Here is a 14,055-nt window from a genome sequence, read left to right on the forward strand (position 1 = left end):
GGATGTGTGTAATTTCCGGTTTTTACACGATTTTGTTTGTATTCAGATAATTGACAACTTTCGCGCTTTCCATCAATATGAATGTAGGACTTTGGCATTAATTACCTGCTACTATTGTCTAGCAAATCAAGTGAATGAGAGGGAGACCCTATGCTTCGATTGGAGCCAGCCACAGCGGGCGATGAGTTATTTCTGTACGAGTTGTACGCAGAATCTAGGCGGGAAGAGCTAAGTGCTCTGGCTTGGGACGGAGCACAGCAGCATGCATTTTTGCGGATGCAATTTGACACTCAGCAGCGTTCTTATCGCGCACAGTACACGGATCTGCAGCAGCAGGTGATATACAGAGGTACTGAAAGGCTTGGTCAGATATCCAGTGCTGTAACCTCACAAGCGATTGTTCTGGTCGATATTATTCTTCTGCCGGCTTATCGCAATCAAGGAATTGGTACCCGATTGATTACCGACCTGCAAGAGAAATCCAGAGAGATTAGCAAAGAGATGCGCCTGCATGTCCTCCAGCACAATCCAGCGCAGCACCTGTATGCCCGTCTAGGGTTTCAGATGGATGGAGAGCGCTTTCCTTATCTTTCTATGGTTTGGAATGACAGGTAGCGGAGAGATGATCCGGAATCCATACCTTGAGAAGGGAGGCAGTGTTGAATGATATCTTTGTCCGCGGCCGTCAATTTGCGAGGCAGCAGCTTCCAGCTAGTTGGACCGCAGGGAGAGCCTCTGACTTTGCAGTTAACGGAAGTTGAGGACAGGGGCACGAATGATTGGGTGGAACAATTTTCCCTATTGTTCAGAGGTCCGCTAGCCGCTCCACTTCAGCAGAATTTGTACGGCCTTCAACACGAGACATTAGGCGCGGTCGATTGGATGCTTGTTCCGGTTGGCAAAGATACGGAGGGTTATACGTACGAGGCTGTATTTAACTTGCTTAAACAGGGGGAGTAAGCTGCCAAAGACTGTCGATAAAGAAAACGAATTTGTTGACAAGCTTGCAGGCAGTGAGCTGTCCCATTCTACGGTTATGAGAGGAGCAGTGTTATGAGTGATCAATATGTAGGAGAAATTCGCATGTTTAGTGGCACCTATGCCCCTGTGGGATGGGTAATGTGCAATGGCCAGCTGCTGAATATTAATGAGTATCAGGCGTTATTTGCTTTAATTGGGACTACTTACGGCGGGGACGGCCAAACCACATTTGCTGTGCCTGATCTTAGAGGAAGACTTCCCATTCACATGGGCAATGGATACACGCTTGGGCAAATGGCAGGGACGGAGAAGGTCACATTAGTTTCAGATCAAATGCCTGTCCATACGCACATTCCTAATGCTTCCAACGTAACGGGGACATCTGCAAGCCCTGCGAACGCCTTTTGGGCGACGAGCTCTGCTAGCAACGTGACGCCGTACTCTACGACAGCGCCTAACACGGCAATGAATCCGGCAGCAATCAGCTCCGTAGGGGGCAATCAGTCTCATGATAACATGATGCCGTTTTTGACGGTAACCTTCATGATTGCTACTGAGGGCGTTTTTCCAAGCCAATATTAATTGAGAACAAGGAGGGAGTACCATGGAACCGTTTTTGGCTGAAATCCGGGCATTTTCATTTAATTTCGCACCTAAAGGCTGGGCCATGTGCAATGGGCAGTTACTGCCTATCCAGCAAAATACGGCATTGTTTTCACTCATCGGCACGACATACGGAGGAGATGGCAGAACGACCTTCGCTCTTCCAAACCTGCAGGGCAAGGTAGTGATTCACAGAAGCAGTAGTGTGCCTTATGGAACAAATAGCGGCGAAGCTGCCCATACGTTGACGGTTAATGAAATGCCGATGCATACGCACCAAGCAACCGGCGGCTCCGATACGGCAATTTCCTTTAAGCCAACTGGTGCAACATGGGGGACGAATTCAAACGACTATAATCTGTATCAAGCTACAGCCAATGATGTAATGAGTGCTTCCAGCTTATCAGTAAGCGGCGGCAGCCAACCGCATAGTAACATGCAGCCGTATACGACATTAAACTACTGTATCGCATTAACGGGAATCTTCCCGCCAAGAAGCTAACTAGGGGGAATGAAGGTTTATGGATCCTTATCTTGGAGAAATTCGCATATTTGCAGGTAATTACGCACCAAGTGGATGGGCGCTGTGTGATGGAAGTCTGCTGCCTGTTTCACAGAATCCGGCACTTTTCTCGATTATTGGAGCTATATACGGTGGAAACGGTACTACAACTTTTGCGCTGCCAGATTTCCGCGGAGCCGCTCCGGTGCATCAAGGCACAGGTCCTGGACTAACGCCTCGTACAGTCGGAGAATTGGGCGGATCGGCGACAGTAACGCTTGACGAGACGCAGATTCCAAATCATACCCACGCAATCAATGCGGAACTCACGCCGACTGGAGCTAGTCCAACACAAGCGGTGTGGGCAAGCTCAGCTGCAGGGAGAGGACAAGCGATATATTCCATGAATATCGATACTCCGCTAAGCCCGTTGGCGCTGGGAGTTACGGGCGCGTCGCAGCCTCATAATAACATGCAGCCCTTTGTTGCGATGAACTTCATTATTTGCTTGGAAGGCAATTATCCGCCTAAGCCATAAAGATATCAAAAACACTCTTTAGCACCAACATCGAGGCGATTCATGACTCGGATGAGGGCTAAAGAGTGTTTTCTTATGGACAGCAAATTAGTTGGATGTTGAAAGGGGAAAGTGTTCTCTTGCAATGGTCTGCGGATTGTCTGGATTACGGGTTCTAGGCTACCTCATCAAGCTCCTCGCCATATTCTCCAACGCAGCATCCCGGATCGGATCATTCTCTTCATGCAGAATATGGATAAGATATTCCTCGCCAGGCCGATAGGCTTTGAAGATTTCATGTTCTTTGTCGATCAGCATCACATCATGACCGCAATCCCGCAGACACTGTTCATAATCTAGCAAGCTAGGCTGTTGATTTTCTTCCAAGAAGAAGATACCTCTTAATATTGAACTATGGTCCTTGTGGATAACCTTGAAGTGTACGGAAATTTCCTTTTTCATAAACAGATTCAACTCCTGTGTTAAAATGGGGGCTCCCCGGCCCGCAAAGTGCCTGAAGTTTCCACGAATGCAAAGTTTCGCTTTGAGGGGTCTTACGTAGCTTTATCTTAACGGAACCGAAGGAGCTGCTGCTGTGACATTTCATACAGGTGAATGCCTGCCTTTCTGATGATAGGGGATAGCATCGGTATAGATGAGCATAGGCCTTGCTTCATAAAAGTTATCTTAAAAAACCATCTTCATGTGATTTATTTCACATACAGACGAATTTATCGGAGGTACAATAAAGCCATAAAGAACAGAGGAGATGGTTCACATGATGAAATGGTTAAGAGAAAACAATTACGCAGCAATTATTTTGACGATGGTCCGGCTGTATGTTGGCTGGGAGTGGATGGTGGCGGGCTGGCACAAGATTACCGGAGAGAAGGCCTTTGATGCAACAGGATTCCTGAAGGGCGCTATCACCAAGCCGGTGCTGGAGACTGGAACGACAGACATGGTGTACGGCAACTATGTAGCTTTCCTGAAAAATTTCGCGCTGCCTCACGTCGGTGTCTTCAATGTTATGGTCCCATGGGGCGAGCTGCTTGTCGGTCTTGGTCTGATCCTTGGCGCATTAACGACAACAGCGATCTTCTTCGGCTTGTTGATGAACTTCATGTACATGTTTGCCGGTACGGTTAGCACGAACCCATGGTTAACGTTCCTCGGATTTTTTCATCATTGCGGCAGGCGCGAATGCCGGTAAATTTGGCGTGGACCACTTGATTTTGCCTTACCTTCACAAGTGGTTTGATAAAGCAGTTGAAAGATTTCATGCCAAACCAAGACTGAGATAAAGAGGAACCAATGGATGAAAAATAAACATGGAGCGCCTGCTTCGTTCTACTCATTGCTGAGGAGAGGGAGCAGGTGTTTTTGCTTTCGGCTGCTTGCTGTACTTCTGTGATTTGATAATTATAGAACGTCTATCTCTAAGCCCAGTATACGGAGCATGTATCTTTCGCAAGCAACGTGGAGGTGTGATTTATATCACAGTATCCCCATTAGTCCGTGTGACATTCTTCACTTACACGCTCCGTCATTCGTCCTAAATTGGATGTATACGAATCAGAAAAGGAGAAGTGATGACCATGCTTTCAGGAGTTATTTTGGCGGGTGGAGAGAATCGCCGGATGAATGGAGAACTGAAGGCGCTGCTTCCATTTGCCGGTCGACCGTTGATTGTGCGGCAGATGGAGCGGATGAGTGAAGTATGCGATGAACTTATTGTTGTGACGAACGATCCAAGGCCTTATTTGCCTATCGTAGACCGATCCGTCCGGATTATTTCCGATTTTTTCGAAGGTCACGGACCGCTTGGCGGCTTGCATGCCGCATTGTCTTTGGCCAAGTATTCCTCCGTGTGGGCGGTTGGCTGCGACATGCCGTTCATCTCCAGCAAAGCGGCCGAGCTCTTGCTAAACAGGAAGCTGGATGGATTTGAGGCAGCGGTTCCCCTTGTGGCAGGGGAGCTATATCCGCTGCATGGCATCTATGATCGTGCATGCGCTGCCGCGATCGAGCCGCTTCTGCGCCAGGGCGAAAGCAAGCTTTCTGTGCTGCTGAGGCACATGTTTTGGTGTGAGCTGGGGGATCAATTTTTATATGAAAATGGTGTGGATCTCAGCTTTGTGTCCAGCATCAAGACCTTGGCAGATTACGAAGCTATGAAGCTGAAGGCTGTGTAATGTAACGAGTTGTTCAGGATTTGAGTGTGAAGCTGTGAGGAAGATCACAGTGGACGGAGCAGATGATGCCGTACAATGGTCTCAAATAATGGATCAGATTTGCAGGAGGTGACCGGTATGAACAGCCAGAGAAGAGTATCACAAGGGACAGATCGGGAAAACGGGGACAAAGAGCCGGTACTCAGCGGTACGTTTGCAGCGGTGCTGCTGTTGGGGCTATTTTTAGTGGGGAGTTGGGGAGCCGTGTTTATCCTGTTTCTATCCAGGCAATAAGGCAATAAGCAAAGATCAGCTTGAAAGAAGGTGGGGGTTCTATGCATATTCATAAACTTGAAAAAATTTGGCTTACGATCGGCATTACGATGTTATTTGTCTTTTTAGCCATACTTGGCGTATCCGCGTTTGCGATGGGTGTCAAACCGCCTAGTGAGCACCATCACCAACTGGATCCGGCCAAGGTACAGGAGACGGCGCCTTTTGATAACCCGGGACTCCATCAAATTGGTGACAATGAATATGAAGCCGTCATGACGGCGTTCACGTTCGGCTATGCTCCCGACAAGATGGAAATCCCTCTCGGAGCTACGGTGAATTTTACGGTCACAAGTCAGGATGTTGTGCACGGGTTCGCGATTCCCGGAACGAATGTGAACATGATGATTGTCCCCGGTGAGGTTAGCCATGTCACTCATACATTTACAAAGCCAGGTGAGTACTTAATTCTCTGCAATGAATATTGCGGCGGAGCTCACGAATACATGAAAACGACGATTACGGTGAGATAACGTATATTCGAAGAAAGGCAGGGGGTCACAGTGAATTTGGATTTAAACCGAACAAACCATCATCGATTCGATCTGAAGGACGGCAAGCTGGTCGTTGCCCATATCCTTGTCGCATTTATCGCGCTGCTGATTGGTGGCATCGCCGGTCTGCTGCAGACTATGGTCAAGAGCGGAACCGTCAAGCTTCCTTACGGGATCGGATATTACGAGCTGCTGACAGCACATGGCATACTGATGGCGATCGTCTTTACCACATATTTTATTATAGGCTTCCTCTATTCCGGTGTTTCTTATACACTGGGCGGCAAGCTGCTGCCGATTGTCCATCGGATGAGTTGGCTCGGGTTTGCTTTCATGACGGCAGGAACTGTGCTAGGTGTCATCATGGTTCTAACAGGAAAAGCCAGCGTACTGTATACCTTCTACGCTCCTCTGAAGGCTTCGCCCTACTTTTACATCGGATTAGCCTTGTTGGTGGTCGGAAGCTGGATTAGCGGCTGGGGTATCTTCTGGCAGTATAAATATTGGAAGCAAACGCATCAGGGCAAGCTGACTCCTTTATTCGCTTTTATGTCTGTTGTTACTTTTTTGATGTGGCAAATCGCCACCATCGGTGTAGCTGCTGAGGTACTCATTCAATTGATTCCTTGGTCTTTCGGCTGGGTGGAAACCATCAATGTAATGCTGAGCCGCACGCTGTTCTGGTATTTCGGACATCCGCTTGTTTATTTTTGGCTCATGCCTGCGTATATCTGCTGGTATGTCATTATTCCAAAGATCATCGGAGGCAAAATCTACAGCGACGCGCTGGCTAGACTTTCCTTCATTCTGCTGCTGCTGTTCTCGATTCCGGTAGGCTTCCATCATCAATTGATGGAGCCAGGCATCAGCTCGTTTTGGAAGTACTTGCAGGTCGTGTTGACGTTCATGGTTGTGATTCCATCTCTCATGACGGCGTTCTCCCTGTTCGCAACCTTCGAATTGAACGGCCGTGCCAAAGGAGCCAAAGGCTTGTTCGGCTGGGTAAAAGTCATGCCTTGGAAGGACGTGCGCTTCTTCGCTCCTTTCATGGGGATGCTGATCTTTATTCCGGCAGGGGCCGGGGGACTTATCAATGCTAGTAACCAAATGAACGCTGTTGTGCACAATACGCTTTGGGTAACCGGTCACTTTCACTTAACGGTGGCAACCAGTGTGGCGCTTACGTTCTTTGGTATCACCTATTGGCTGCTGCCAGTAGTAACAGGACGCGTTTTGACCCCACGGATGAATAAACTGGGTATCATTCAAACGATCATTTGGTGTGTCGGCATGTTCTTTATGTCCGGTGCGATGCATCTGGTAGGTCTTTTCGGAGCTCCGCGAAGAACGGCATTTACGACGTACGAAGGCAATGCCGATGCGGCTGCCTGGATGCCGTATTATGTGTTCATGGCAATTGGAGGCACGGTTCTCTTCATCGGCGTACTGCTCATGGTATACAACGTGTTCGCGCTGCTTCGCGCCCCGAAAGGCGTGGAGGAATATCCGCTCGGTGAGGCGATGGAATCGGCGGAAGCAACGCCAGCTTATTTGGACCATTGGCGCCTATGGATCAGTTTGTCTGTATTGCTCATTCTAGTGGCGTATACGATTCCGCTGATGGATATGATCACCAGCACGACACCAGGTTCGAAGGGCTTTATCACGTGGTAAAAAGTGAATAAAAAGGCGGCAGAATTCAAGATTTGGAGCTGTCGCCTTCTCTTCCATAATGATTGTGAAAACATTCACAATATGGTCAATAAAATAGGAGTGGGCTGTGATTTTTCTCATAGTTGGAAAGCTGGAATCGGCTTAAGCTAAAAGCATGAACTCGCAGACAAAGACAGCACGGAACCCTATGAAGGAGTGGATGATCAATGGCGATGAAGGAAGCGAAAGTAAACGAACAATTGACGGCTCAAGAAGAGGTCAATCAGTTGGTGGCACGGGCTAGGCAGGCTCAGCAGCAATTTCTGAAATTGGATCAGGAGAAGGTTGACTATATTGTGCAGCAGATGGCGCTGGCCGGCGTGGATCGGCACATGTCTCTTGCTAAGCTGGCTGTAGAAGAAACCGGACGCGGCGTGTACGAGGATAAAATCACGAAGAATCTGTTCGCAACCGAGTACATCTATCACAGTATCAAAAACAATAAAACCGTTGGGGTTATCGAAGAAAATCATTATGAAAATTACCAAATGGTTGCCGAGCCAGTTGGGATTATCGCAGGGGTTACACCGGTAACCAACCCTACTTCCACAACCATGTTCAAGTCACTGATCGCAACGAAAACGCGCAACCCGATCATCTTCGCCTTCCATCCATCCGCCCAGCAATCCAGCGCGGCAGCAGCGGCAACACTGCTTGAAGCGGCCGTGAAAGCCGGGGCGCCTGAGCACTGCATTCAGTGGGTCGTGCATCCATCTGTAGAAGCCACGCAGCTCCTGATGAACCACCCGGATGTGGCGCTGGTGCTCGCGACAGGGGGCTCCTCCATGGTGAAGGCGGCCTATAGCACAGGCAAGCCGGCATTGGGCGTAGGCCCCGGTAACGTGCCTTGCTTCATTGAAAGATCAGCCAACCTGCAGCAGGCCGTGAACGACTTGATCTTGTCCAAAACCTTTGACAACGGCATGATCTGCGCCTCCGAGCAGGCTGTCATTATCGAAGAGGCAGTGTTTGCAGATACACGCAAGCTTATGGCGGACCAAGGCTGCTACTTCTTGAACAAGGAAGAGACAGCGGCTGTCTCCAAGCTCGTCATTAACTCTGACAAATGCGCGGTGAACGCCGTCATTGTCGGTCAATCCGCTGTCAAGATTGCTGAAATGGCTGGCATTACGGTTCCAGCTGGAACGAAGATTCTTGTAGCAGAGCTAGGCGGTGTAGGCGAGGCGTTTCCTTTATCTGCCGAAAAATTAAGCCCTGTACTGGCCTGCTACAAAGTGAAAAATGCGGAGCAGGGCATCGATCGAGCGGTCGAAGTGGTCAAATTCGGCGGCATGGGGCATTCCTCCGTCGTTCATTCCCAGAATGAAGAGGTCATTCGAGCTTTTTCCAACAAGCTGCAAACCGGACGCATTATCGTCAATTCCCCTTCTACACACGGGGCGATTGGGGATATCTACAATACAAACCTGCCGTCTCTGACGCTGGGCTGCGGCTCCTATGGACATAACTCCACGACTTCGAACGTAAGTGCGGTCAACCTGATTAACGTGAAGCGGGTGGCTTACCGGACCGTGAATATGCAGTGGTTTAAAATACCGCCAAAAATCTATTTCGAAAAGGGCGCTACGCAGTACCTGGAGAAAATGCCCGACATTACGCGCGTCATGATTGTCACCGATCCGATGATGGTGAAGCTCGGCTATGTAGAGCGAGTGGAGTACTACCTGCGCAAGCGGAAGCTTCCGGTGTATATTGAAGTGTTCTCCGATGTGGAGCCCGATCCTTCGGTGGACACGGTGGAACGCGGCCGTGCACAAATGGCAGGCTTCCAACCGGACTGCATCATTGCCCTGGGCGGCGGATCCCCTATGGACGCAGCTAAAGCGATGTGGCTGTTCTATGAGTATCCGGATACGAGCTTCGATGCGCTGAAGCAAAAATTTATGGACATCCGCAAACGGGTGTACAAATATCCGCGTCTGGGACGCAAAGCCAAGTTCGTCGCGATTCCGACGACATCAGGCACAGGCTCGGAAGTGACTTCATTCGCCGTCATCACTGACAAACAAAAAGGCAATACCAAGTATCCGCTTGCCGATTACGAGCTGACACCGGCCGTAGCGATCATTGATCCGGATTATGTATACAGCCTGCCAAAAACGGCCGTAGCCGATACCGGTATGGACGTTCTCACACATGCGATTGAGGCTTATGTCTCGGTAATGGCGAATGATTATTCCGACGGCTTGGCGATGAAGGCCATCCAGCTGGTGTTCCAGAATCTTGAGAAGTCGTTCGCGACCGCTGACCCGATTGCTAGAGAGAAGATGCATAACGCTTCGACCATTGCCGGTATGGCTTTCGCCAACGCCTTCCTGGGCATTAACCACAGCTTGGCGCACAAATGGGGCGGCGAATATCATACGGCGCACGGCCGTACGAATGCGATTCTCATGCCGCATGTCATCCGCTACAATGCGCAGAAGCCAACGAAGTTCACTTCGTTCCCGAAATACGATCATTTTGTGGCTGATCAGCGCTATGCTGAGATTGCCCGCATGCTGGGGCTGCCTGCTAGAACAACCGAAGAAGGCGTGAACAGCTTAATCGAAGCGATTCGCAAGCTGAACCGGACACTCGGTATTCCGGAGAAGTTCCAAGATCTAGGCTTTCAAGCCGAACAGTTCGAAACACGCGTCGAATATCTGGCGGACCGGGCTTTCGAGGACCAATGTACAACCGCGAATCCGCGCATGCCGCTTGTTACAGAGCTGGCGGACATCTACCGGAACGCTTTTTACGGTAAGTTTGAGTAAGTTACATTCAGGAGGGTTGCCGTTATGGCCATACAAGAATCAGATGTAAAGATGGGAAGCTGGAGAGGCTTTACCAGCGGAAAATGGGCGAAAAGCGTAGATGTGAAAGATTTTATCGATAAAAATATGACTGTCTATGTTGGGGATCATTCCTTCCTCGCCGGTCCTACGGAAGCGACTACCGAGCTGTGGCGGATGATCAGCGTGCTGACGGCTCAGGAAAGAGCGAACGGAGGTGTACTGGACGTAGATGTGAACACCATTTCTACGATTACAGCACATGCTCCCGGTTACATCGACAAAAATAAAGAGAAGATCGTCGGTTTGCAAACCGACGCCCCGCTGAAGCGCTCCGTTCAGCCCTTCGGGGGATCCGCATGGTTGTTGATGCGTGTGAGGCTTATGGCTATAAGCTTCCGCAAGAAATCGTGCAATTGTTTACGGACATCCGTAAGACGCATAATCAGGGCGTATTTGATGCCTACACTACAGAGATGAAGACCGCGCGTAAAGCGGCCATTATTACCGGCCTGCCGGATGCTTACGGCCGCGGCCGTATTATCGGAGATTACCGGCGCGTCGCTCTCTATGGTATCGATAAGCTCATCGAGGCGAAGAAGAACGACCTCCTCCAGTTGGAGGTCGATTCGATCACGGAAGATGTGATCAGGCTTCGAGAGGAGCTGTCGGAGCAGATCCGCAGCTTGGGCGAGCTGAAGCAAATGGCGAAGGCCTATGGTTATGATCTGTCCGCACCTGCAGCAAATGCTGCAGAGGCAGTGCAGTGGTTGTATTTTGCCTACCTGGCTGCCATTAAAGAACAGAACGGTGCCGCGATGAGCTTGGGCCGTGTGTCCAGCTTCCTGGACATTTATATCGAGCGGGACCTGAAGGAAGGCACACTGACAGAGGAAGCCGCACAGGAGCTGATTGACCATTTTGTCATGAAGCTGCGGATCGTCAAATTCCTTCGCACACCGGACTACAATGAACTGTTCAGCGGAGACCCTACCTGGGTGACGGAGTCGATTGGCGGTATGGGCCTGACTGTAAAGCGCGTGTGACCAAAAATTCATTCCGCTTTCTGCATACCCTCTACAATCTCGGACCGGCTCCTGAGCCGAACCTCACGGTGCTGTGGTCGACCCAATTGCCGGAAGGCTTCAAGAAGTACTGCGCCAAGGTTTCGGCGGAGACCAGCTCAATCCAGTACGAGAATGATGATCTGATGCGCCCTTATTACGGAGACGACTACGGTATTGCGTGCTGCGTATCGGCCATGCGCATTGGTAAGCAGATGCAGTTCTTCGGCGCCCGCGCCAACTTGGCCAAAGCACTGCTCTATGCCATTAACGGCGGTGTCGACGAGAAGCTGGGCATCCAAGTGGCGCCTGAGCTGACTCCGATCACATCGGAGGTGCTGAACTACGAAGAGGTGACGGAGAAATTCGACATCATCATGGAGTGGCTGGCGAAGCTCTACGTCAACACGCTGAACGTCATCCACTACATGCACGACAAGTACTGCTACGAACGTCTGGAAATGGCGCTGCACGATCGTGAAATTCTCCGTACGATGGCTACCGGTATTGCCGGTCTATCGGTTGTGGCGGATTCGCTCAGTGCGATCAAGTACGCGAAGGTTCGTCCGATCCGCAATGAGAAGGGGATTGCCGTAGATTTTGAAATTGAAGGCGAGTACCCGCAGTATGGCAATAATGACGAGCGCGTGGATGCGATCGCCGTTCAATTAACCGAAACGTTCATGAACAAGATCCGCAAGCATAAGACGTATCGGAATGCGACACCAACCATGTCGGTGCTGACCATTACCTCGAACGTCGTGTACGGGAAGAAGACAGGCAGCACACCTGACGGACGTAAAGCCGGAGAGCCGTTCGCGCCGGGAGCGAACCCGATGCATGGCCGCGACCGCAAAGGAGCGTTAGCTTCGCTAGCATCCGTGGCTAAAATCCCTTACGAGCATTGTCTGGACGGGATTTCGAACACGTTCTCGATCGTGCCGAAGGCGCTTGGACGGGAAGAGGAAGCGCGTATCACCAATCTCGTGGCCATGCTGGACAGCTATATGGCTAATCAAGGCCATCACCTTAATATCAACGTGTTTGATCGGGCTCAACTGCTGGATGCGATGGAGCATCCGGAGCAGTACCCGCAGCTTACCATTCGCGTCTCGGGCTATGCTGTTAACTTTATCAAGCTGACTCGCGAACAGCAGCTGGATGTCATTCACCGTACGTTCCACGGAACGATGTAAGTTAGAAAGCTTCTATATAGATAGAATCAACATTCAACGTGATATCAAAGTGGCAGCACTCAGATAAGTCACTCGGATATCACGTTAGAGAGGGGGCAGACCGATGAAAGGACGCATACATTCCTTCGACACCTTTGGCACCGTTGACGGTCCGGGCATCCGTTTTGTCCTCTTCATGCAAGGGTGCATGCTGCAGTGCAAGTATTGCCATAATCCCGATTCCTGGGAGATGAATGCAGGCAGACAAATGGATGTAGAGGAAATACTGAGTGAAATCGAGCCGTTTCTTGAATATTACCGCCGTTCGGGCGGGGGCATTACGGTAACGGGAGGGGAGCCTACACTGCAGGCTCCGTTCCTGGCCCGCCTGTTTGCCGAGTGCAAACGGCGTTGGGGGCTGCACACGGTGCTGGACTCCAATGGCTTCTGCGAGCCAAGCCATGCGCGTGAGCTGCTGGAGGTCACCGATCTGGTGCTGCTCGACTTGAAGCAGCTGAATCCGCAGCGGCATATTGAGCTTACCGCGCAGCCGAACGACCGGATCAAGCGCTTCGCGGAGCATCTGAGCGAGATCGGCAAGCCTGTGTGGATCCGGCATGTGCTTGTGCCGGGCTGGACGGACAGCTATCAGGATTTATCCGAGCTGGGGAAATTCATTGGCTCACTTAGCAATATAGAGAAGTTGGAGCTGCTGCCTTATCACCGCATGGGCGTCTACAAGTGGCAGCAGATGGGCAAGGAGTATCCGCTGGATCAATGCCCGGAGCCGACGGAACGGGACGTGGCCAGAGCGCGGATGATCATTGATCAGGGCATACAGGCAGCGCAGAATGAGCATGAAACAGTGTGAAATGGTGTAAAACGGTATATCGTTGAGAAACGCTGTTAGATGTCATTGAAAGACCGTGAAAACCCGTAAAATTCCGTGAAATTTTATAACACCCTGAAGCGCCCTGCTAAAATGGTAAGAACCTCAAAGCTAAATAATTTGAAATTCATACCGCCCGGTCGCTACTTGGGCGGATACTTGTCTTTCTATTGAAGGCTTTTGTCCTGTCAGGGGGTTAATGTACGCTCGCTTTTATCCAGTTGAAGAGAAGGGGGACGAACACCCGAGACAACAAACCGTCTGGCGTGAGGGGTTATGCCAGCAATCGGGAAGTCCTAATCCACTCGGCAGGGGGTACGAATGAACACGCTGCCAACATGCAGCTTTGTGCGAACAACAAATAGTGCCGGCGCAATCACCGGCACTACTCATAAACAGCTAGACAGGAACGTGTCACAGCAGGTATTCCTCCTGAAGTCCAATGCGGTGCAAATATTCAATGTGCTCCGCTTTCGAATGTTCTTCTCCTACAGGCTCCTGCTTCTCAGCCGTGGCATCCTCATTAAGAATCGTCAACCCGCCTGCGCGTTCCGCGAATACCTGCCCATATTCACAGCAATATTCATCACGTAGTAAATCCTCCAGATTCTTGGTTGCAATCTTAGCCGGGATCGTCATAATCATCTCTCCTCTCCTTCTTGATTTCATCATACTCTTTTCCTACGGTTCTTCATGTGATAAATTTCACAATACTGACATTTAAAGATTGAGGGTTGTTTGGACGCATACAACTCAAAAATGGCGCAGTTGAAAGCAATTGGTGTGATGTATCGCACAGCGGCATTCCTTTTACA

Annotated in this window: 13 protein-coding genes and 2 pseudogenes; 13 read left to right on the forward strand and 2 right to left on the reverse strand. The window is 50.3% G+C overall.

Features of this window, described 5'->3' with window-relative positions; all coding sequences use genetic code 11:
* Nucleotides 1-150: 150 nt before the first annotated feature.
* From L0M14_RS00610 to L0M14_RS00630, 5 genes are all read left to right on the forward strand, one after another.
* Nucleotides 151-615, forward strand: a complete 465-nt coding sequence (locus L0M14_RS00610) for a GNAT family N-acetyltransferase (protein WP_235120197.1) — start codon at nt 151-153, stop codon at nt 613-615.
* 48 nt (nt 616-663) lie between these two features.
* Nucleotides 664-960: a DUF6916 family protein gene (locus L0M14_RS00615; RefSeq protein WP_235120198.1), complete on the forward strand. Its 297-nt coding sequence runs from the start codon at nt 664-666 to the stop codon at nt 958-960.
* Nucleotides 961-1,053: 93 nt separating this feature from the next.
* Nucleotides 1,054-1,563 (forward strand): phage tail protein, encoded by a 510-nt coding sequence (locus L0M14_RS00620; RefSeq protein ID WP_235120199.1) that lies wholly within the window; start codon nt 1,054-1,056, stop codon nt 1,561-1,563.
* Between the two features lie 22 nt (nt 1,564-1,585).
* The gene (locus L0M14_RS00625) at nt 1,586-2,086 is read left to right on the forward strand and encodes a phage tail protein (protein WP_235120200.1); all 501 of its coding nucleotides are present in this window, start codon (nt 1,586-1,588) and stop codon (nt 2,084-2,086) included.
* 19 nt (nt 2,087-2,105) lie between these two features.
* On the forward strand, nt 2,106-2,624 hold the full coding sequence (locus tag L0M14_RS00630) for a phage tail protein (RefSeq protein WP_235120201.1): 519 nt from the start codon (nt 2,106-2,108) through the stop codon (nt 2,622-2,624).
* 159 nt (nt 2,625-2,783) lie between these two features.
* On the opposite strand, the gene L0M14_RS00635 is transcribed toward L0M14_RS00630, so the two are convergent.
* On the reverse strand, nt 2,784-3,065 hold the full coding sequence (locus L0M14_RS00635) for a hypothetical protein (RefSeq protein WP_235120202.1): 282 nt from the start codon (nt 3,063-3,065) through the stop codon (nt 2,784-2,786).
* A 316-nt stretch (nt 3,066-3,381) separates the two neighbouring features.
* On the opposite strand from L0M14_RS00635, the pseudogene L0M14_RS00640 reads away from it, so the two are divergent.
* From L0M14_RS00640 to pflA, 8 genes and pseudogenes are all read left to right on the forward strand, one after another.
* Nucleotides 3,382-3,907: pseudogene (locus L0M14_RS00640) on the forward strand (DoxX family membrane protein).
* Between the two features lie 294 nt (nt 3,908-4,201).
* Nucleotides 4,202-4,798: a molybdenum cofactor guanylyltransferase gene (gene mobA, locus L0M14_RS00645; RefSeq protein ID WP_235120203.1), complete on the forward strand. Its 597-nt coding sequence runs from the start codon at nt 4,202-4,204 to the stop codon at nt 4,796-4,798.
* Nucleotides 4,799-4,915: 117 nt separating this feature from the next.
* Complete coding sequence (locus L0M14_RS00650; protein ID WP_235120204.1) at nt 4,916-5,071, forward strand: cytochrome c oxidase subunit 2A; 156 nt, start codon at nt 4,916-4,918, stop codon at nt 5,069-5,071.
* A 41-nt stretch (nt 5,072-5,112) separates the two neighbouring features.
* Entirely contained in the window at nt 5,113-5,583 is a 471-nt protein-coding gene (locus L0M14_RS00655; protein WP_235120205.1) for a cytochrome c oxidase subunit II, read from the forward strand.
* Between the two features lie 36 nt (nt 5,584-5,619).
* Entirely contained in the window at nt 5,620-7,278 is a 1,659-nt protein-coding gene (locus tag L0M14_RS00660; protein ID WP_405031015.1) for a cbb3-type cytochrome c oxidase subunit I, read from the forward strand.
* A gap of 206 nt (nt 7,279-7,484) precedes the next feature.
* On the forward strand, nt 7,485-10,094 hold the full coding sequence (gene adhE, locus L0M14_RS00665; protein ID WP_235120207.1) for a bifunctional acetaldehyde-CoA/alcohol dehydrogenase: 2,610 nt from the start codon (nt 7,485-7,487) through the stop codon (nt 10,092-10,094).
* A gap of 24 nt (nt 10,095-10,118) precedes the next feature.
* Nucleotides 10,119-12,372 (forward strand): annotated as a pseudogene (pflB, locus tag L0M14_RS00670) (formate C-acetyltransferase).
* 103 nt (nt 12,373-12,475) lie between these two features.
* Nucleotides 12,476-13,222 carry a pyruvate formate-lyase-activating protein gene (gene pflA, locus L0M14_RS00675; RefSeq protein ID WP_235120208.1) on the forward strand — a complete coding sequence of 249 codons (747 nt, stop codon included), beginning with the start codon at nt 12,476-12,478 and terminating at the stop codon, nt 13,220-13,222.
* Nucleotides 13,223-13,654: 432 nt separating this feature from the next.
* Here the strand turns inward: pflA and L0M14_RS00680 are convergent, their stop codons facing one another.
* Nucleotides 13,655-13,885, reverse strand: coding sequence for a hypothetical protein (locus L0M14_RS00680; RefSeq protein WP_235120209.1), 231 nt, complete (start codon nt 13,883-13,885; stop codon nt 13,655-13,657).
* Between the last annotated feature and the right edge of the window lie 170 nt (nt 13,886-14,055).

This window comes from Paenibacillus hexagrammi, assembly GCF_021513275.1.
Taxonomy (GTDB): Bacteria; Bacillota; Bacilli; order Paenibacillales; family NBRC-103111; genus Paenibacillus_E; species Paenibacillus_E hexagrammi.

Coding starts and splice junctions, on each gene's coding strand:
- L0M14_RS00610 (WP_235120197.1), top strand. CDS start 151: ATGCTTCGATTGGAGCCAGCCACAGCGGGCGATGAGTTATTTCTGTAC.
- L0M14_RS00615 (WP_235120198.1), top strand. CDS start 664: ATGATATCTTTGTCCGCGGCCGTCAATTTGCGAGGCAGCAGCTTCCAG.
- L0M14_RS00620 (WP_235120199.1), top strand. CDS start 1,054: ATGAGTGATCAATATGTAGGAGAAATTCGCATGTTTAGTGGCACCTAT.
- L0M14_RS00625 (WP_235120200.1), top strand. CDS start 1,586: ATGGAACCGTTTTTGGCTGAAATCCGGGCATTTTCATTTAATTTCGCA.
- L0M14_RS00630 (WP_235120201.1), top strand. CDS start 2,106: ATGGATCCTTATCTTGGAGAAATTCGCATATTTGCAGGTAATTACGCA.
- L0M14_RS00635 (WP_235120202.1), bottom strand. CDS start 3,065: ATGAAAAAGGAAATTTCCGTACACTTCAAGGTTATCCACAAGGACCAT.
- mobA (WP_235120203.1), top strand. CDS start 4,202: ATGCTTTCAGGAGTTATTTTGGCGGGTGGAGAGAATCGCCGGATGAAT.
- L0M14_RS00650 (WP_235120204.1), top strand. CDS start 4,916: ATGAACAGCCAGAGAAGAGTATCACAAGGGACAGATCGGGAAAACGGG.
- L0M14_RS00655 (WP_235120205.1), top strand. CDS start 5,113: ATGCATATTCATAAACTTGAAAAAATTTGGCTTACGATCGGCATTACG.
- adhE (WP_235120207.1), top strand. CDS start 7,485: ATGGCGATGAAGGAAGCGAAAGTAAACGAACAATTGACGGCTCAAGAA.
- pflA (WP_235120208.1), top strand. CDS start 12,476: ATGAAAGGACGCATACATTCCTTCGACACCTTTGGCACCGTTGACGGT.
- L0M14_RS00680 (WP_235120209.1), bottom strand. CDS start 13,885: ATGATTATGACGATCCCGGCTAAGATTGCAACCAAGAATCTGGAGGAT.